Genomic DNA, 18,540 nt, shown 5'->3' with positions numbered 1-18,540 from the left:
ATCACAGCGAGGAAATCATATGAAGCAGAAAGCAGGGCCGCAGTTGGAACAGCCGATGGTTCGGCGTGAAGCGATCGGTAAAGGGGTCAGGCTGGCCGTCGCCGGCGTCGGGTTGGCCGCCATGGGATCGACGCTGGCGCACGCCGCCAGCGGTGATAAGGCTAATGACGATCCCTACGCGGAGCCGAAGGCGTATGGCTTGCCGCGCCTCGGCGTCAATTTACAGAAGCCACGGGTGGCGCTGGTGGTGGTCGATCCGCAGATCGACTTCCTCAGCCCGAAGGGGACCGGCTGGTCGGTGCTCGGGGAGAGCGTGACGGAGAATAACACCGTCGCGCACCTGGAGGCGCTGTTTCGCCAGGCTAAGCGCCAGGGGATGCTGGTGGCGGTCTCCCCCCACTACTATTATCCCTACGATCATCAATGGCTATTCGGCGGGCCGGGTGAGCACTTTATGCATAATACCCCTATGTTCGACCGGAAGGGGCCGTTGACGCTGGAGGGGTTCAACGATTCGGGTGCGGATTTCATGCCGCAGTTTAAGCCCTATATCCTGGACGGTGAAACCATCATCGCTCACCGCATAAGATCTTCGGTCCGGAGAGTAACGATCTGGCGCTTCAGCTGCGCAAGCGGGGGATCTCGCAGATCCTGCTGGCTGGCATGGCAGCCAACCTGTGCATCGAATCGCATCTGCGTGAGCTGGTGGAGCAGGGCTTCGAGGTGATGGTGGTGAAAGATGCCACCGCCGGGCCACGCGCGCCGGAGGGGGACGGTTATCAGGCGGCGCTGATCAACTACCGCTTCATCGCCAACGATCTGTGGACGACGGCGGAAACCCTCAAGCGCATGGCCGCCCTGAGCTAATGACGCACGGCGCGCATAGGCAACCCTCAGGGATATAAAAAACGGCGGGCCCCCGGAGAAGGGTGGCCCGCCGTATGCGCTATCCCACGGTTATTTCAGTACGGCGGCGATGGCTTCGCACAGCGGCGCCATATTGTCCGGCGTCATCCCCGCCACGTTGATGCGCCCAGAGCTGACGGCGTAGACGCCGAACTCGTCGCGCAGACGGCCTACCTGCTCTTTGGTCAGCCCGCTGAAGGAGAACATGCCGTTTTGGTGGATGATAAAGCTGAAGTCACGATCGGCGCCTTTCTCCTGCAGGGTATTCACGAACAGCTGGCGCATCCGTTGGATGCGCTGGCGCATATCGGTCAGCTCCTGCTCCCAGATGGCGCGCAGCGCATCGTTGCCCAGAATGGTGGCGACGATCGCGCCGCCGTGGGCCGGCGGGTTGGAGTAGTTGGCACGGATCACCGCCTTGATCTGGCTGAAGGCGTTGGCGGCGCTGCCGCTATCGGCGGCGATCAGGGTACAGGCGCCGACGCGCTCGTTGTACAGGCCAAAGTTCTTGGAGTAGGAGCTGCAGACGATCAGCTCGTCGTGGCGGGCCGCAAAGAGGCGCAGCCCCTGCGCGTCCTCTTCCAGCCCGTGGGCAAAGCCCTGATAGGCGAAGTCGAACAGCGGCAGCCAGCCATTGCTGCGGGACATCTCCGCCAGGGCCTCCCACTGCGCCGCGGTTGGGTCAATCCCCGTCGGGTTATGGCAACAGCCGTGGAACAGCACCACGTCGCCGGGCTGTGCCTGGGAGAGGCTCTCCTGCAGCGCGGCAAAGTCCAGACAGTGGTTATCGGCGTCATAGTAGGCGTATTCGCACACCTCCAGCCCGGCGGCGCTGAAAACGCTGCGGTGGTTCGGCCAGCTGGGGTTGCTCACCCAGATACGTTTGGCGCTGGTTTTACTGGCCAGGAAGTCGGCGGCGACGCGCAGCGCTCCGGTGCCACCGGGCGTCTGCGCTGCGAGCGCCCTCCCGGCGCTGATAATCGGGCTGTCGCTGCCCAGCAGCAGTGCCAGGGTCCGCTGGCCGAAGGCGGCGATCCCGTCGATGCTCAGGTAGTTCTTGCTGGTCTCATGCTCCAGCAGATACTGCTCGGCCTTTTTAACGCTGGTCAGCACCGGCGTATTACCGCTTTCGTCTTTATAGACGCCGATGCCCAGGTTGATTTTATGCGGGCGCGCATCGGCGCGAAACAGGTCGGCCAGCCCCAGGATTGGATCGGCGGGTGCAGCAGGGATGTTTTCAAACATGCGAGAGCTTCCATGTGTCCAGTTAAGCCAGTGAAGGGACAGATTACCGCTATGGAAAACCCTTGCCAACCGTTTGGCTGAAAAAGACGATAAAGTGGCGCGCAGGGTGGGGAATACGGAATAAATACTGCAAAAACAAACGCAAGCAGCACGGCACCGAGCGCCGGCGGCGCGCAAAAAACCATAAAAAAGCAGGGCCTGAGCCCTGCCTGATAGGATATCCATGGCGACCGGTGGCCGCGCGGGATTAGAACTGGTAAATCAGGCCTACGCCAACCACGTTGTCAGTGGTGATGCCGTTAGCTTTGTAGAAGTCGTCGTTACCGTCCAGCAGGTTGATTTTGTAATCAACGTAGGTGGACATGTTCTTGTTGAAGTAGTAGGACGCGCCCAGGTCAACGTATTTAACCAGATCTTTATTCAGGTTAGAGTCCAGACCCAGCTGCTTGCCCTTAGACTGCAGGTAGGCGATGGACGGACGCAGGCCGAAGTCGAACTGGTACTGAGCCACGGCTTCGAAGTTTTGGGTCTTGTTAGCGATGCCACCGCCGTCAACGCTGGTAGATTTACCGAACGGAGTCATGTTCAGGGTTTCGGCGTACATGGCGGCAATGTAGACGTTGTTGGCGTCGTACTTCAGACCGGTGGTCCATGCCTGAGCCTTGTTGCCTTCAGCGATGTCGCCAACGGCGAGGCCATGCTTCTGAGACAGGGTACGGTTAGAGGTAGAGTAAGCCGCCGCAGCGCTCACGCCCCAGCCCAGGTCGTAGGAGGCAGACATACCGAAGCCGTCGCCGTTCTGCTCGGACAGGTCAGCACGGCCATTGTTGCTTTCGCCCTTGGTGCCGTTTTTACCCTGGTACTGCAGGGCCACGTTCAGGCCGTCAACCAGACCGAAGAAGCCGTTGTTGCGGTAGGTTGCAACGCCGTTGGTACGGCCGGTCATGAAGTTGTCGGTGTAGGTGTAGGTGTCACCGCCGAAGACCGGCAGCACGTCGGTCCAGGCTTCTACGTCGTATACGACGCCGTAGTTACGGCCGTAGTCCAGAGAGCCGTAGTCGGCGAATTTCAGACCGGCGAAGCCCAGACGGGTTTTGAAGTTACCGGAATCGCTTTCCGGTTTTTTGGCTTTCGCTTCAGCTTCCCACTGGCCGTAACCGGTCAGTTCGCTGTTGATCTGGGTTTCGCCTTTGAAGCCAAAGCGGGCATAGGTGTGATCGCCGTCGTCAGATTTGTCGCTGGTGAATTTATGACGGGCGTCAACTTTACCATACAGGCTCAGCTTGTTGCCGTCTTTGTTGTACAGCTCGGCCGCGTTGGCCGCGCCGGCAACCAGCAGAGCCGGGATTACCACTGCAAGAATATTGCGTTTCATCATTGTTACCCTCATTGGTTTTATTTTTTTGACACCTGCCACTGCCTAATTTGATCCCATCGGGAACTTTTTTAACCCCCTGCGGAACTAAGCTAGAGAGTATGGTGTCTTCCTGTGTCTGGTTGGCAGTGTTCCATTCGTACCGCGGATAATCCACCGGCAAAATGATACAAATACCTTATAGCGGTAACAGAATGAAATAATGTGTTTCAAATTGTAAGAATTGAGGAACTTTGTGACACAGGTCTAAGTTTAAAAAACAGGGGGTCAGCTGTGCTGACCCCCTGTTTTGTTGCCACTTTGTGTTTTTTACGCTACAGGCTTGATTAGAATGTTGCGTTGCGCGGGGTGCGCGGGAACGGAATAACGTCGCGCACGTTCTGAACGCCGGTAACATAGGCCACCAGGCGCTCGAAGCCGAGACCGAACCCGGCGTGCGGCACGGTGCCGTAGCGGCGCAGATCGCGATACCACCAGTAGTCCTCTTTCTTCAGGCCCATTTCATCCAGGCGCTTGTCCAGCATATCGAGACGCTCTTCACGCTGCGAACCGCCGATGATTTCACCGATCCCCGGCGCCAGCACGTCCATGGCGGCGACGGTCTTGCCGTCTTCGTTGAGGCGCATATAAAACGCCTTAATGTCTTTCGGGTAGTTTTTCACCACCACCGGCGCCTTAAAGTGCTGCTCGGCCAGATAGCGCTCGTGCTCAGAGGAGAGATCGACGCCCCAGAATACCGGGTTCTCAAACTGCTTGCCGCAGCTCTCCAGGATGGTGATGGCGTCGGTGTAGTCCACCTGGGCGAAATCGGAGGAGACAAAGCGCTGCAGGCGATCGATGGCGTCCTTATCCACGCGCTGGGCGAAGAAGGCCATATCGTCGGCGCGCTCTTCCAGCACCGCGTTAAAGACATACTTCAGCATGCCCTCGGCGACGCCGGCGATGTCGTTCAGGTCGGCAAAGGCGACCTCGGGCTCGACCATCCAGAACTCGGCCAGGTGGCGGCTGGTGTTGGAGTTTTCGGCGCGGAAGGTCGGACCAAAGGTGTATACCTTGGACAGCGCGCAGGCATAGGTTTCCCCGTTCAGCTGACCGGACACCGTCAGGAACGCTTCGCGGCCGAAGAAGTCCTCGCTGTAGTCCACCTTGCCCGCGTCGGTGCGTGGCAGGTTTTCCATATCCAGCGTGGAGACGCGGAACATTTCACCGGCGCCTTCGGTATCCGACGCGGTGATCAGCGGCGTAGAGACCCAGAAGTAGCCGTTGTCGTTGAAGTAGCGGTGAATGGCCTGTGCCAGGGTGTGACGCACGCGGGCGACGGCGCCGATCAGGTTGGTGCGCGGACGCAGGTGGGCGACCTCGCGCAGGTATTCGATGCTGTGGCGCTTGGCGGCCATCGGATAGGTATCCGGATCGTCGACCCAGCCGACCACCTGAATGGCGGTGGCCTGCAGCTCGAAGCTCTGGCCTTCGCCCGGCGATGCGACGACCCGGCCGCTGACTTCCACGGAGCAGCCGGTGGTCAGGCGCAGCACTTCATCTTCATAATTCGGCAGAGAATTATTCACGACGGCCTGTAACGGATTAAAGCAGGAGCCGTCATAAACGGCGAGGAAGGAGATACCGGCTTTAGAATCTCTCCGGGTACGTACCCAGCCACGAACGGTGACCTCAGTGTCTACCGCCACGCGGCCTTGCAGTACGTCGACTACAGGCACTACGCTCATAGATTTCTCTCTTTTATATTAATCTTGATTGACAAATAACCTTACCCCCTCACGGGTGGAGGGCATGGTGCTATGTTACTTGTCATGCAAACAGACACAAGCGGAATTAAGCGCCCGCGGGGCAACTTTTTCGTGGATTTAGCGCCCTTGCGCCGGGAACGGCGTTATGGCAGGGGCGATGCCGGGTGCGCAGCGCCAGCGGCGCTGCGCCGGAGAGGAGGTCAGCTGGCGCGCTTGACCAGCGGCAGATCGAACGCCTTGCGCAGCGCCTTAACGAAGGCGGCATCCTGACAGATGGTTTTTCCCGGGCTGTCGGAGAGCTTGGCCACCGGCTTACCGTTACACTCCACCAGTTTGATGACGATGTTCAGCGGACGTACGCCGGGCAGATCGCAGGTCAGGCGGGTGCCGATGCCGAAGCTGAGGTTGATGCGGTGATGGAAGTGGCGGTACAGCGCCAGCGCTTTGGGGAGGTCCAGATTGTCGGAGAAGACCAGCACCTTATCCTGCGGGTCGATCCCCAGCTGCTCATAGTGGGCGATAGCTTTTTCTCCCCAGGCGATGGGATCGCCGGAGTCATGGCGCAGCCCCTGGTAGTGCCCGGCGAACTGGCTGCCAAAGTCGCGTAAAAACGCATCCATGGTGATGCAGTCGGTCAGGGCGATCCCCAGCTGATCGGGGTACTCATCCAGCCAGGACTGCAGCGCCGCCCGCTGGCTGTTGGCCAGCACCGGACAGATCTGCTGGTGGGCCTGGAACCATTCATGGGCCTGGGTGCCCAGCGGCGTCAGCCCCATCTGTTTGGCAAACAGGTAGTTGCTGGTGCCGCTCAGGTAGGGGAACTCGCTCTTGAGGGTGGCCAGGATGGCCTGGTGCACCGCCCGAGAGAAGCGGCGACGGGTGCCGAAGTCCATCAGGCGGAAACCGCGCAGATCGACGTCCGCGCTGAGATGATGGAACTCATTCAGGCGTCGCTGCAGCTGCGCCACGGCGATCTCCGGGGTGATATGGGGCGAGCGGTGGCGGTGCACCACCTCGCTGATCACCGCCAGCAGGGGAACCTCCCACAGGATCACCTCACGCCACGGGCCGCTGATGCGAATATTAAGGCGTCCGCGATCGTTGCTGATGGCCACCCGGCGCGGATCGAGGCGCAGGGTACGCAGCCAGTCAAGATAGTCGCGCTGGAAGAAGGGCAGGGCGGCCAGATAGTCATACTCATCCTGCGTCAGGGCCAGCTGCCCCATCAGATTGACCTGGCTGGCTATCTCGTCGGCGTATTCCCCCAGCAGCTCATCGCCACGGCAGCGAAACTCCGCCGCAACGCTGACACTGCGGTAACGATGGTACACCGCCTGTTGCATATGCAGTTTGTAGGCGTCGGTGTCCAGCAGCGAAGTGATAATCGGGGAGACATCTTGAGTCATGGCGCGTTACTGCATCCTCGTCAGGGATTATTGACAAAAGTCGAAGGAGTATACCTAGTTTATACGCAGAATGAACCGATAATCTGCGCAATTAGCGCCTGATAGGTTGCGGATTGGGCGCCCCAGCCAGCGCGGCGCGGCCGGATGGCGCCGCGGTCGATCGCACTCTGCGCGGTGTGTTAACGCCGTCGATTGGGTAGTATGGCACTATCCCATCGCACACTATATGCTGCGACGATGCGGGGCGTGTGCGGCGCCGGACTGATACGGCGCCGTATGGATTGCACAGGTAACCCGACCGACGGGGTCGGGCGACCTGACGCTCCTCCAAAGACAGCCAATTAAGGGTAGCTATGACGCAACAACAACCACAGGCGAAATATCGCCGCGACTATAAAACGCCGGATTACACCATCACCGATCTGGACCTGGATTTTGTACTCGATGCGGACTGCACAACGGTGACGGCCGTTAGTCAGGTGACGCGGTTGGGGAGCCCGGGGGCGGTTCTGGTGCTCGACGGCGAGGCGTTGACCCTGCGCAGCCTGTCCGTGGACGGCGTCGCTTGGACGGAGTACCGGACTGAGGGCAATCAGCTGATCGTCGACGGGCTGCCGGCGCAGTTTACCCTGACCATCGTCAACGAGATCCATCCGGCGCAAAACAGCGCCCTTGAGGGGCTATACCAGTCGGGCGAGGCGCTGTGCACCCAGTGCGAGGCCGAGGGCTTCCGCCATATTACCTACTATCTGGATCGCCCCGACGTGCTGGCTCGGTTCCGTACCCGCATCGTGGCGGACAAAGCGCGCTATCCCTACCTGCTGTCCAACGGAAACCGCGTAGGCCAGGGCGAGCTGGAGGACGGGCGCCACTGGGTACAGTGGGAAGATCCGTTTCCCAAACCCAGCTATCTGTTCGCCCTGGTGGCCGGCGACTTCGATCGGCTGAGCGATACCTTTATTACCCGCAGTGGGCGCCAGGTGGCGCTGGAGCTGTACGTCGATCGCGGCAACCTCGATCGCACCGGCTGGGCGATGACCTCGCTGAAAAACGCCATGCGCTGGGACGAGCAGCGCTTTGGCCTGGAGTACGATCTGGATATCTATATGGTCGTGGCGGTGGACTTCTTCAATATGGGGGCGATGGAGAATAAGGGGCTGAACATCTTCAACGCCAAGTTTGTGCTGGCCAAGGCGCTGACGGCCACCGACAAAGACTATCTGAACATCGAGTCGGTGATCGGCCACGAATATTTCCATAACTGGACCGGCAACCGGGTAACCTGCCGCGACTGGTTCCAGCTGAGCCTGAAAGAGGGGCTGACCGTATTCCGCGATCAGGAGTTCAGCTCCGATCTGGGGTCGCGGGCGGTGAATCGCATCGACAACGTGCGGGTGCTGCGCGGTGCCCAGTTCGCCGAGGATGCCGGCCCGATGGCGCACCCGATCCGTCCCGACAAAGTGATCGAGATGAATAACTTCTACACCCTGACGGTGTATGAGAAGGGTGCCGAAGTGATCCGCATGATGCACACCCTGCTGGGAGAGGAGAAGTTCCAGGCGGGGATGCGGCTTTACTTTACGCGTCACGACGGCAGCGCCGCGACCTGCGACGACTTTGTCCAGGCGATGGAGGACGCTTCTGGCATCGATCTGACGCTGTTCCGCCGCTGGTACAGCCAGTCCGGCACCCCGCTGCTGACGGTGCGCGACGAATATGACGCCGAGCGCCGGCAGTACCGGCTGTATGTGACTCAGACGACCCCCGCCACGGCGGATCAGGTGGAAAAGCGGCCGCTGCATATTCCGCTGGATATTGAGTTGTATAACGACCAGGGCGAGGTGATCCCGCTGATGATGGACGGCGCGCCGGCCGGCAACGTACTGAGCGTGACCGAAGCGGAGCAGAGCTTCGCCTTCGACAACGTGCCGCAGGCGCCGACGCCGTCGCTGCTGCGGGAGTTTTCCGCGCCGGTACGCCTGGAGTACCCCTACAGCGATCGCCAACTGACCTTCCTGATGCAGCACGCGCGCAACGACTTTGCCCGCTGGGACGCGGCGCAGATGCTGCTGGCCAAGTATGTGCGCCTGAACGTCTCGCGCAGCCAGCAGGGACAGCCGCTGTCGCTGCCGGAGCACGTGATGGCGGCGTTTGGCGGCGTGCTGGCGGATGAGAGCCAGGATCCGGCGCTGCGTGCGCAGATCCTGACCCTGCCGTCAGAGGTGGAGATGGCCGAGCTGTTCAGCCAGATCGATCCCGAGGCCATCGCCCTGGTGCACCAGGCGTTGACTCGCCTGTTGGCCCAACAGTTGGCGGCGGGGTGGCTGCACGCGTATCAGCGCAACGCCACGCCGGAGTACCGTATCGAGCATGGCGATATCGCCAGGCGGGCGCTGCGTAACGTCTGCCTGCGCTACCTGGCGTTTGGCGACGACGTGGCCCAGGCGGATGCCCTGGTCAGCGCCCAGTATCGCGATGCGGATAATATGACCGATGCGCTCGGCGCCCTGTCGGCGGCGGTTGCCGCACAGCTGCCCTGCCGCGATACGCTGATGGCGCAGTTCGACCAGCGCTGGCATCAGGATGGCCTGGTGATGGATAAGTGGTTTACCCTGCAGGCGACCGCGCCGGATGACGGGGTGCTGGCTCAGGTGCGCGCGCTGCTGCAGCACCGTTCATTTACCCTGAGCAACCCCAACCGCACCCGGGCGCTGGTGGGGGCCTTCGCCCAGCTTAACCCGCGCGCGTTCCACGCGGCGGACGGCTCTGGCTATGCTTTTCTGGCGGAGATCCTGGCGGATCTGAACACCCGCAATCCGCAGGTCGCCGCCCGCATGGTGGATCCGCTGATCCGGCTGAAGCGCTATGACGCCGGGCGTCAGGCATTGATGCGTCAGCAGCTGGAGTCCCTGCTGGCGCTGGAGAGTCTCTCCGGCGATCTGTATGAGAAGATCACCCGGGCGCTGGAGGCCTGATCGCTTGCCGCGGGACGCCTGTCCATGACCCTACCGGCCTGCGGGCCGGTATTTTTTTGCCGCCGCGGCGCGCGGCGTCGGGGGAGGCAGGCCGTGCTCTGGCGCAGAGTTCTGGAAAATAGTGCTGGGCGAACGGCGGCGATGGGGCTTATATAGCGGAGATGATGCCGGGGACGCTCCCCGGTACGGAGATATACCGATGCGGGGTGACGATGAGTAATCCTTTACAGCGTATCGATGTTAAAACCATCGCCCTGTTTTGCCTGATCGCGGACAATCACTCCATGTCAAAGACCGCCGAGCTGATGCATATGACGCCGTCGGCGGTCAGCAAGCGGATTCATGAGCTGGAGACTATTACGCAGCTGACGCTGTTCCAGCGTCTGCCCGGGAAGATGGCGCTGACCCGCGAGGGAGAGGCCCTGCTCTGCGAGGCGGGCTATCTGGTGGGCAGCCTGGATCGCCTGTGGGGAACGGTGCAGCGCCTGCGTCAGCGCCAGCAGCTTCAGATCCGCCTGCTGGCTAATACCTCGTCCATTATTCAGTTTCTGTCGCACGATATCAGCGCCTTTCTGCGTCAATACCCGGATATCGGCATCATGCTGACCGAAACCGACAGCGACGACGTTAGGCGGGCGCTGGCGGAGAACCGCACCGATATCGGCATCTATTTTGCCGCCGCCGCCGCCGCAGGGCTGGAGGGGGGGAATATAACGCCGATCGCCTGGTGCTGCTGGTGGCCGAGACGCATCCCCTGGCCTCGCAGCAGCGGGTGTGGTTTGCCCGCGCGCTGGACTACAGCTTTGTGACCTTCAATCTCAACAGCGCCATCTATAAATGTATCGCCGCCCAGGCGGCCCTGGCCGGGCGGGAGCTGAGGGTAACCATGCGCAGCAACGACTTCAGCGCCATCTGCCAGATGGTGAGATCCGGGATCGGCGTCGGCATACTGCCGGCGCAGACGCTGGATCGGGTTGGACTGCACCAGCAGGGGATCCGCGCCATCGCGCTGCGCGATGAGTGGGCGGAAAGAATGCTGTATGTCTCCATTAGCCAGGAGGCGCAGGCGCTACCGGCGGCGCGGATGCTGTATAGCTACCTGCTGAAATAGCCGGGGCATCCCCGGGCGGGGATACCCGCGGTGCTTTCCATTGTGGAATCGGCGATGGCGTAAAATTCCTTTGCCTGCGCCCGGCGCGGCGATTAGTGTAAGTCTATTCATTGGTCGCGGCCGCCGTGGATGGAGCATCAGGGAAAATTATATTTATCACGCTGATTTATCATGAGGTGTTTTATGTTAATTACAGGAATAGATCATGTAGTGATTACGGTTCAGGATGTGGAGAAAACGCTGGCGTTTTATGTCGCCGGGCTGGGGATGTCGCTGGACAGCCGCAATGGTCGCCTGGCGCTGACGTTTGGCAACCAAAAAATCAATATTCACCGTCAGAAGGCTGAATTTACCCCGGCGGCGCAAAACGTGACCTATGGCAGTATGGATATATGCTTTACCGCCGAGGGTGATATCGAACAAATCAAGGCTGAGCTGGAGAGCCGCGGGCTGGTGATCGAGCTCGGCGTGGTGCCACGCACCGGTGCGCAGGGGCCGATTGATAGCCTTTATCTGCGCGACCCTGACGGCAATCTGGTCGAGATCAGCGTATATAAATAAGCGATGGGCTTACCGATAGCATAATAATCTAATTCCATTATTACAGCGGTTGGCCATGGTAGGTATTCGCGGTTTCCTTTCCCCCGAACGGTGGGGGAAATAATAGGTTGGCGTGGTCAGCAGATAATTAACCTGTTCTCTCTGTATTAACCGCTTTTCTGCGGCGGGCCTGCCGCACGCTGAATTTGTGGCGCGCTGCATTATGGCCCGATTACGGAGACCGCCGGAGGTAACACCTATGGCTCTACTCTCTCTGCTTTCCCTCTTTACCATTATTGCGCTGGGATTCTGGCGCAAAGTGAACGTTGGTCTGCTGGCGATCGCCATGGTGGTGATCCTGGGCTATGGAAGCAATCAGTTCAGCGAGCGCGAGTTAATGAGCGGCTTCAGTACCTCTCTCTTTATTACCCTGTTAGGCGTCACCCTGTTTTTTAGCGTCGTGCAAAACAGCGGTGCGCTGGAAGTGGTGATGCAGAACATTGTACGGCGCATCGGCGGGCGTATTTATCTGGTGCCAGTGGCGATGTTTGTGATGGGCTATGTGCTGTCGGCCATCGGGCCGGGCTGTGTCCCGGCGCTGGCCTTTGTGGCGGTGATCGCCGTGCCGCTGTCGCACCGCACCGGCTATAACAGCATCATGCTGATGCTGATCGGTGACGTCGCCACCTATAGCGGGCGCTTCTCGATGATCACCCCAGAAGGGGTGCTGGTGACCCAGCTGATGTCCCAGTCCGGTATCGAGATCAATCTGGCACAGATGATGTTGAACACCGGCATCGGCGCGGTGCTGCTGGCGCTGATTTTCTTCTTTGCCTACGGCGGTCACCGGGTGCGTGCCCTGCGCGGCGGGATCGCCGCCGGCGGCGTAGAGATCGACAGCGCCTCTCCGATAAATCCGCTGAGCCCCCAGCAGAAAGTGGTGCTGCTCTCGATTGTGCTGATGGTGCTGTGCGTAGTGCTGTTCAACATGAACGTAGGGCTGGCGTCGTTTCTGATGACGGTGCTGCTGCTACTGGCGCGGGTGGAAAGCGAAAAATCCGCCATCGCCTGTATTCCCTGGCCGACCCTGATCATGGTCGGCGGCGTCGGCATGCTGATGAACCTGGTCAGTAAGTCCGGCGGTATCGATATTATCATCGGCACCATCAATCAGATCTCTACCCCCGCCACCCTGATCACCGTGACCGGTGCGGTGACCGGCATCATGAGCTGGTTCTCCTCCACCATTGGCGTGGTGCTGCCCACCCTGCTGCCGACGGTCGCCTCGTTGATCGGCAGCAGCGGTGGCGCCATTTCGGCTATCGAGCTGGTCAGCGTGATCGGCATTATCTCCTCAACGGCGGGGTTTAGCCCGGTATCGACCGTCGGTGCCCTGATCATGTCGGCCAATGAGAGCGACTCGGCACACAACAAAACGCCGCAGGCGCGGCTGTTTGTCACCCTGTTCCTCTGGTCTTTCTTCTGTGTGGTTTTCCTCAGCCTGCTGGCCTGGCTGGGGGTGTTTGGCCTGTTTTAAGCAATTTCAAGCAACGGGAGTCAATCGTATGGATATCACCGCAATGCGGCGTATAACCCGGCAGATCCGTGCAGACATTGTGCGGATGATCCACCAGGCCGGCTCCGGCCACCCAGGCGGATCGCTTTCTGCCGTGGAGATCGTCACTGCGCTCTACTTCGGCGGCGTGATGCGCGTCGATCCGGCCAGACCGGACGATGCGGCGCGGGACCGCTTTATTCTCTCCAAGGGGCACTGTGCTCCGGTGCTGTACAGCGCGCTGTGCCGGCGCGGCTTCTTTGACCCAGGCCACCTGGACACGCTGCGCCGTCTGGACAGCATTCTGCAGGGACACCCGCACGCCAGCGCGGTGCCGGGATTGGACTGCTCCAGCGGTTCGCTGGGGCAGGGGCTGTCGATCGCCAACGGCATCGCCATGGGGCTGCGCAGGCAGGGGATTAAGCAGCGCGTGTACTGCCTGCTGGGCGACGGTGAGCTGCAGGAGGGGCAGGTGTGGGAGGCGGCGCTGACCGCGGCCCACTACGGCCTGGGCAACGTCTGCGCCATTGTGGATAACAACCATGTGCAGCTGGATGGTGCCACGGCAGAGGTGAAGGGGGTCGAGCCGGTGGCGGATAAGTGGCGCGCCTTTGGCTGGAACGTCCTGTGCGTTGAGGGGCATAGCCTGAGCGCGCTGCTGCAGGCCCTGCGCGGCGCGGCGCTGGCGCCGGCACGCCCTAGCGTCATCATCGCCGAAACGGTCAAGGGCAAGGGGGTTTCCTTTATGGAGCACCAGGCCAATTGGCACGGTCAGGCGCCGGATGCGGCGCAGCTGGCCCAGGCCCTGGATGAGATCCAGGCATATCAGGAACGGGATCCGGGAGGCCGCGATGAATAAGGTTCCGCCGCGTGACGGCTATGGTAACGCCCTGCTGTATCTGGCAGAGCACGACGACAGGCTGGTGGCGCTGGATGCCGACGTGGCGAAGTCCACGCGCAGCAGCTGGCTGGCGGCGCGCTATCCCGAGCGCTTTATCAATATGGGGATCTCCGAACAGGACATGGTGGGGACGGCGGCAGGGCTGGCGCTGAGCGGCATGCTGCCCTTCGCCGCCACCTACGCGGTGTTTCTCAGCGGGCGCGCCTTCGATCAGATCCGCACGACGGTGTGCTACGGCGATCTGAACGTCAAGCTGGCCGGTGCCCACGCCGGGATCTCGGTCGGCCCGGACGGCGCGACCCATCAGGCGCTGGAGGATGTGGCCCTGATGCGCACGCTGCCCAATATGACCGTGGTTGTGCCCTGCGACGCGCTGGAGACCGAAAAGGCCACGCTGGCGCTGGCGGAACATCCCGGCCCCGCCTATATCCGCTTCGGACGCGAGGCGACGCCGCTGATCACCGGGGCGGAGACCCCCTTTACGCTGGGCAAGGCGCGTCTGATCAGCGATGGCACGGATCTGGTGATTTTTGCCAACGGAGCGCTGGTGTACCAGGCGATGCTGGCGGCCCAGGCGCTGGCGGCCCAGCGGATTTCGGCGATGGTGGTGGATCTGCATACGGTGAAACCGCTGGATGTCGAGTTCGTCTGCGCCGCGGCGCAGGCGACGCGGGCGGTGGTCACCGCAGAGGAGCACCAGAAAAACGGCGGCATGGGCAGCGCGGTGTGTGAGGCGCTGGCGCAGCGTTGTCCCTGCCCGGTGATCCGGGTGGGGGTGGACGACTGCTTTGGCGAGAGCGGTGAGCCGGAGGCGCTGATGGCCCGCTATGGGCTGGACGCCGAGCATATCGTCGCCGCCGCCCTGCGGGCGCTGGCGCTGAAGCGCGGTCAATAAGGGAGGGGGGAATAATGACAGAGCAGACCCGCGTAAATATTGTGGAGATCGGGCCGCGTGACGGGTTCCAGAACGTCCGCGACTTTATTCCTACGGCGCTGAAAATCGAAATTATCGAGGGGATCATCAGCGCGGGGGTGCAGCGTATGCAGCTCACTTCGTTCGTTAGCCAGGCGGCCATCGCCCAGATGCGTGATGCCGAGATCGTCAGTCGCCACTGCATTTCACGCTATCCCGATTGCCAGTTTTCCGCGCTGGTGCCCAATTTTCATGGCGCCCGGCTGGCGCAGGCGTGCGGCTACCGCGAGATCACCCCGGTGATCTCGCTCAGCGAGACCCATAACCTGAAAAACGTGAATAAGACGCACCGCCAGTCGCTGGATGAGATCGCCCGCATTCGTCAGCACTTTCCCGACCTGCGTATCGTGCAGGATATCGCGACCGTCTTCGGCTGCCCCTATGAGGGGCGGATGGCCACGCCGCCGCTGCTGGCGCTGATCGCGGCGCTGGCGGCCGAGGGGATCGATGAGTTTACGCTGTGCGACACCATCGGCGTGGCCTACCCCGGGCAGGTGCTGTCGACCCTGAACGCGGTGCGCGCGGCCTTTCCGGCGGTGAGGCTCAATATCCACATTCACGACACGCGCAACATGGGCATCATCAACAGCTATCTGGCAGCGACCTGGCCGGTCGATGCCATCCAGACGTCGCTGGGGGATTGGGCGGCTGCCCCTTTGCGCCGGGCGCCTCCGGCAATACGGCCACGGAGGATCTGGTTTACCTGCTGCACGCGCAGGGGATGGCGACCGGGATCGATTTTGCCCGTCTGCTGGCCACGGCGAAGCATCTGCATCAGCATGTCGAGGGCCGCTACAGCGGCCACCATTTACACATCAGCGCCCGCCAGAAGGACTTTACCCCCTAGAGCCCAAGGCGTGATCAGATGGAACACACCTTAGCGGGCCCCGTGGCCGCCGGAATGGAGATTATCAATCAGATCTATCCGGTGGAGGGGCCCGTACGGGCCGCAGCGGGCGCCGCGATGGGTCTATCTATCCCTATGGTGCCTTTCGTTGTCAGGAGGGCAGCCTGGTGTCCGGCGTAGGTAACCCGATCACGCTAAGCGCAGATCTGTACCGTATGCCGCAGGCGCTGGGTGGGCACAGCGTTGTTATCCTGCCGCAGCATCCCGCTATCGATGCCTTCCGGCAGGCGGGGGCTGTAGCGAAGCTAGCCCGTCCAGAATCCGCCTTTCTGCGCGATCGGGACGGCGCCCCCGCACTGGCTCTTTCCGCCCGCTCCCCGCGGGCGCTTATCCGATGCCGGCCTCACCCACGGCGGGCGCTCCGAATGACGTCGCGGCGTGAGCGTCGTTTCCGGCGTTTAATTCCCCCAGCGCAGGGCGCGTAATTCTGCAGTTCCGCTAATATCGGGCAGAGTATGGATAAGCTGTCCATATCAAATAAATTATCTGCTTAAAAAGGTATTCAACTATACAGATTTAAAACAGGCTAACTATAGAACCATAATTATAATGGTAGATTACCCCAGTCTATTAAATCGGATCCGCTATATGCATATTCATTCCATGATATTGCGCGGGCGGATAAGGGTATGTCGCTATCTCAGACGCCTTTTTAATATTGAAACCGTTTATTGACATGGGTGCGCACTATGAATAATAACTTATTACTATTAACGGCGGGCTGCCTGTTAAGCCTCTCGCCCGGCATACGCGCGGTGAGCGTGATGGAGAGTGGCGCGCCGCATGATGGCTGGCATGCGCCGATGTTGATTTTTGCCGAGCATGACCGGACGGCAAATAATGGTTGGCGGATACCAGCGATTACCGCCATGTCGGACGGGGCGATTATCGCCGTCAGCGATGCGCGGGCGGTCGGTACCAGCGATATCGGTCAGAATCAGGATGTGCACTTTGGCTATAGAATATCCTACGATCGCGGGGATACCTGGGGCGAGATTCACGATATCGCCCCAGATATTAACGCTAAGCGACAAATCTCCGATCCGGCCATCGTGTACAACCCTGACTCGGGAAGAACGTTTCTGTTCGGCTTTTACAACGATCGCTTTATCACAAGCAAACCGCTCAGTGAATCGTCAGACTTCTTTATGTTTACCTCTGACGATGGTGGCGAAACCTGGGATCGGGGCACCAGCCTGTACGATCTGGCGCCGAAGGGTTACAAATATATACTGCAGGGCCCGGGCTCCGGGATGTATCACGACGGCACACTCTATCTCGCCGCACAGGCATGGCACCACAATAGGGACAAAAGTCTGGTGGGGAACGGGGCGACGGTAACCTCAGGCTATATCTATTCATCAGACAATGGCGCAACGTGGGATTCGGCCTGGCTGCATCCCGATGATAAAATTGTGAGGGCGCCGGGAAGCGGGGACGATCTCCCCGACATCACCTCCGAGAGCAGCGTATTCCATCACGATGGTCATATCTATTTGGCCAGTAAATCCGAGACATCGCGGGAGAAATTATCGCGTATCGTCCATCGGACGAAGGACAACGGCCTGCACTGGGAGCGGGTGGAGGAGCCATTCCTGCCGGAGAATGTCGCCAAAGCCGAGACGAGCTCACTCTCATCTGGATGACAGCGTCTATCTGGTTGGCTACAGCACGGCGACGGAGAGGGCCAACCGCGATGGTATTTATATTACCACCAATACCGGCCGCACCATTCAGGTGTATGACGCCCCCAGCTATGGCTATACCTCAATGACCAAGGATGAAGATAATCTGTATATCCTGTTTGAGGGCGAGGGGGATATCTATCTTCAGCGCTATGACATCGCCGCCAGAGACTATGCCAATATCAGCGCCACGATCTTAAATCGCAGCAGCGGCTTATTCGATATCGCCAGCAAGCTCAGGGCGGCGTCGTCCTATATTAAGGGGGGCTATGGCAGCCAAGAGGCGTCAGACGCCGAATTTGTGTATGCCGGTGATTGGGGAAAACTGGGGGTATTTTTCTCAAGAACCACCGAGAATAGTCAGCATGTGCTCGGTACTGTCCAGTATACCAATAGCGATGTGTCGTTGACGTTGGCCAAAGATGATGTTTTCTTCTCCGCTGATAATATCTTTGTCGGATATCAATATAGCGATATTCAATACGATACTGATGCTTCTAATAAGGTGAAGTCGGTGCTGGCTGGCTATTCATATCAACATGACTTTGGCGTCTTAGCCTACCACCTGATGATCAATACGGTGTATGGCGAAAACCGATTCTTACGCAATCGGCGGGAGGGGTTAGGGCGTAAGGCTGATTTTAACACCTATAGCGTGGCGCTAAAAAATATGCTGGTCAAAGACGTTTACCTTTCCGACAGTTTTCACGCCGGCATCGCGTCGGGGACCCACTCTACGTTCTTCAGCCACAGCGCCTTTCAGGAGAGAGGGGGCAACGGCTGGAATAATGCGGGCGTGGACTCCGCCGATCACGCCTCGAACCAGCTCCTGGTCGATGGGCTGCTTGCCAAGCGGCTTCATATTATGCAATCGAACGAGCTGACGCTGACGGCCAAAGTCAGTTACCAGTATGAGCTGATGGACACGGCAAAGTGGGCCGAAGCCTATCAGGTGCTCGATGCTCGGCGTCTGATGCCTGCGCCGGTAAAGCACTATCCGCATGGCTGGGCGACCGGCTATCTGGAGGCCGCCCTGAGCCTGCATCCGCAGGCCGTTATCGCCGCGGGGGCGTCGCTCAATACCGAGGGTGACGGGCTGGTTACAGGCAGCTTCACCTACACCTTTTAAGGGAAGGATCGGCGGGGGAACGCGCGGGACAGCGCGATAGAGGGACTCGCCCGCGCGTGGGGCGGTGTCGCGTAGCTCCGGCAA

The 18,540-nt window shown here is 60.3% G+C and carries 15 protein-coding genes and 1 pseudogene; 12 read left to right on the top strand and 4 right to left on the bottom strand.

The features are described 5' to 3' along the window. Window positions 1–19 precede the first annotated feature (19 nt). Complete coding sequence (locus tag QY76_RS14055) at window positions 20–727, top strand: isochorismatase family protein (protein WP_338272517.1); 708 nt, start codon at window positions 20–22, stop codon at window positions 725–727. Continuing rightward, window positions 613–867, top strand: a complete 255-nt coding sequence (locus tag QY76_RS19745; protein ID WP_371201645.1) for a cysteine hydrolase family protein — start codon at window positions 613–615, stop codon at window positions 865–867. Before QY76_RS14055 ends, QY76_RS19745 begins: the two co-directional genes overlap by 115 nt. 90 nt (window positions 868–957) lie before the next feature. Here the strand turns inward: QY76_RS19745 and QY76_RS14050 are convergent, their stop codons facing one another. The 4 genes from QY76_RS14050 to pncB form a co-directional block, all read right to left on the bottom strand. Further along, on the bottom strand, window positions 958–2,151 hold the full coding sequence (locus tag QY76_RS14050) for an amino acid aminotransferase (protein WP_034164400.1): 1,194 nt from the start codon (window positions 2,149–2,151) through the stop codon (window positions 958–960). A gap of 247 nt (window positions 2,152–2,398) precedes the next feature. After that, the gene (gene ompC, locus QY76_RS14045) at window positions 2,399–3,529 is read right to left on the bottom strand and encodes a porin OmpC (RefSeq protein WP_274553846.1); all 1,131 of its coding nucleotides are present in this window, start codon (window positions 3,527–3,529) and stop codon (window positions 2,399–2,401) included. A 323-nt stretch (window positions 3,530–3,852) separates the two neighbouring features. Further along, window positions 3,853–5,253 (bottom strand): asparagine--tRNA ligase, encoded by a 1,401-nt coding sequence (asnS, locus tag QY76_RS14040; RefSeq protein WP_034164399.1) that lies wholly within the window; start codon window positions 5,251–5,253, stop codon window positions 3,853–3,855. 221 nt (window positions 5,254–5,474) lie between these two features. Next, window positions 5,475–6,680, bottom strand: coding sequence for a nicotinate phosphoribosyltransferase (pncB, locus tag QY76_RS14035; protein WP_034164398.1), 1,206 nt, complete (start codon window positions 6,678–6,680; stop codon window positions 5,475–5,477). Window positions 6,681–7,033: 353 nt separating this feature from the next. On the opposite strand from pncB, the gene pepN reads away from it, so the two are divergent. From pepN to QY76_RS19465, 10 genes and pseudogenes are all read left to right on the top strand, one after another. After that, complete coding sequence (gene pepN / locus QY76_RS14030) at window positions 7,034–9,655, top strand: aminopeptidase N (RefSeq protein ID WP_045424858.1); 2,622 nt, start codon at window positions 7,034–7,036, stop codon at window positions 9,653–9,655. Window positions 9,656–9,816: 161 nt separating this feature from the next. Further along, a pseudogene (locus tag QY76_RS19740) lies at window positions 9,817–10,766 on the top strand (LysR family transcriptional regulator). A gap of 183 nt (window positions 10,767–10,949) precedes the next feature. Next, a complete protein-coding gene (locus QY76_RS14020; protein ID WP_034164395.1) occupies window positions 10,950–11,327 on the top strand; it encodes a VOC family protein in 378 nt (125 codons plus the stop codon). 238 nt (window positions 11,328–11,565) lie between these two features. Next, the gene (locus tag QY76_RS14015) at window positions 11,566–12,843 is read left to right on the top strand and encodes an SLC13 family permease (protein WP_034164394.1); all 1,278 of its coding nucleotides are present in this window, start codon (window positions 11,566–11,568) and stop codon (window positions 12,841–12,843) included. A 28-nt stretch (window positions 12,844–12,871) separates the two neighbouring features. Further along, window positions 12,872–13,720, top strand: a complete 849-nt coding sequence (locus tag QY76_RS14010) for a transketolase (protein WP_045424863.1) — start codon at window positions 12,872–12,874, stop codon at window positions 13,718–13,720. Further along, a complete protein-coding gene (locus tag QY76_RS14005) occupies window positions 13,713–14,657 on the top strand; it encodes a transketolase family protein (RefSeq protein WP_045424866.1) in 945 nt (314 codons plus the stop codon). The genes QY76_RS14010 and QY76_RS14005 overlap by 8 nt, the downstream gene beginning before the upstream one ends. A gap of 14 nt (window positions 14,658–14,671) precedes the next feature. Then, window positions 14,672–15,616, top strand: coding sequence for a hydroxymethylglutaryl-CoA lyase (locus QY76_RS14000; RefSeq protein WP_235439416.1), 945 nt, complete (start codon window positions 14,672–14,674; stop codon window positions 15,614–15,616). A 133-nt stretch (window positions 15,617–15,749) separates the two neighbouring features. Then, entirely contained in the window at window positions 15,750–16,067 is a 318-nt protein-coding gene (locus QY76_RS19105) for a hypothetical protein (RefSeq protein WP_174434937.1), read from the top strand. Window positions 16,068–16,331: 264 nt separating this feature from the next. Continuing rightward, on the top strand, window positions 16,332–17,288 hold the full coding sequence (locus QY76_RS19470; protein WP_235439415.1) for a sialidase family protein: 957 nt from the start codon (window positions 16,332–16,334) through the stop codon (window positions 17,286–17,288). Beyond that, complete coding sequence (locus QY76_RS19465; protein WP_235439414.1) at window positions 17,248–18,456, top strand: hypothetical protein; 1,209 nt, start codon at window positions 17,248–17,250, stop codon at window positions 18,454–18,456. Before QY76_RS19470 ends, QY76_RS19465 begins: the two co-directional genes overlap by 41 nt. Window positions 18,457–18,540 lie beyond the last annotated feature (84 nt).

Origin of the sequence: Edwardsiella sp. EA181011 (assembly GCF_000800725.1) — a bacterium.
GTDB lineage: Bacteria > Pseudomonadota > Gammaproteobacteria > Enterobacterales > Enterobacteriaceae > Edwardsiella > Edwardsiella anguillarum.
This window is presented reverse-complemented; position numbering and strand designations above follow the sequence as displayed.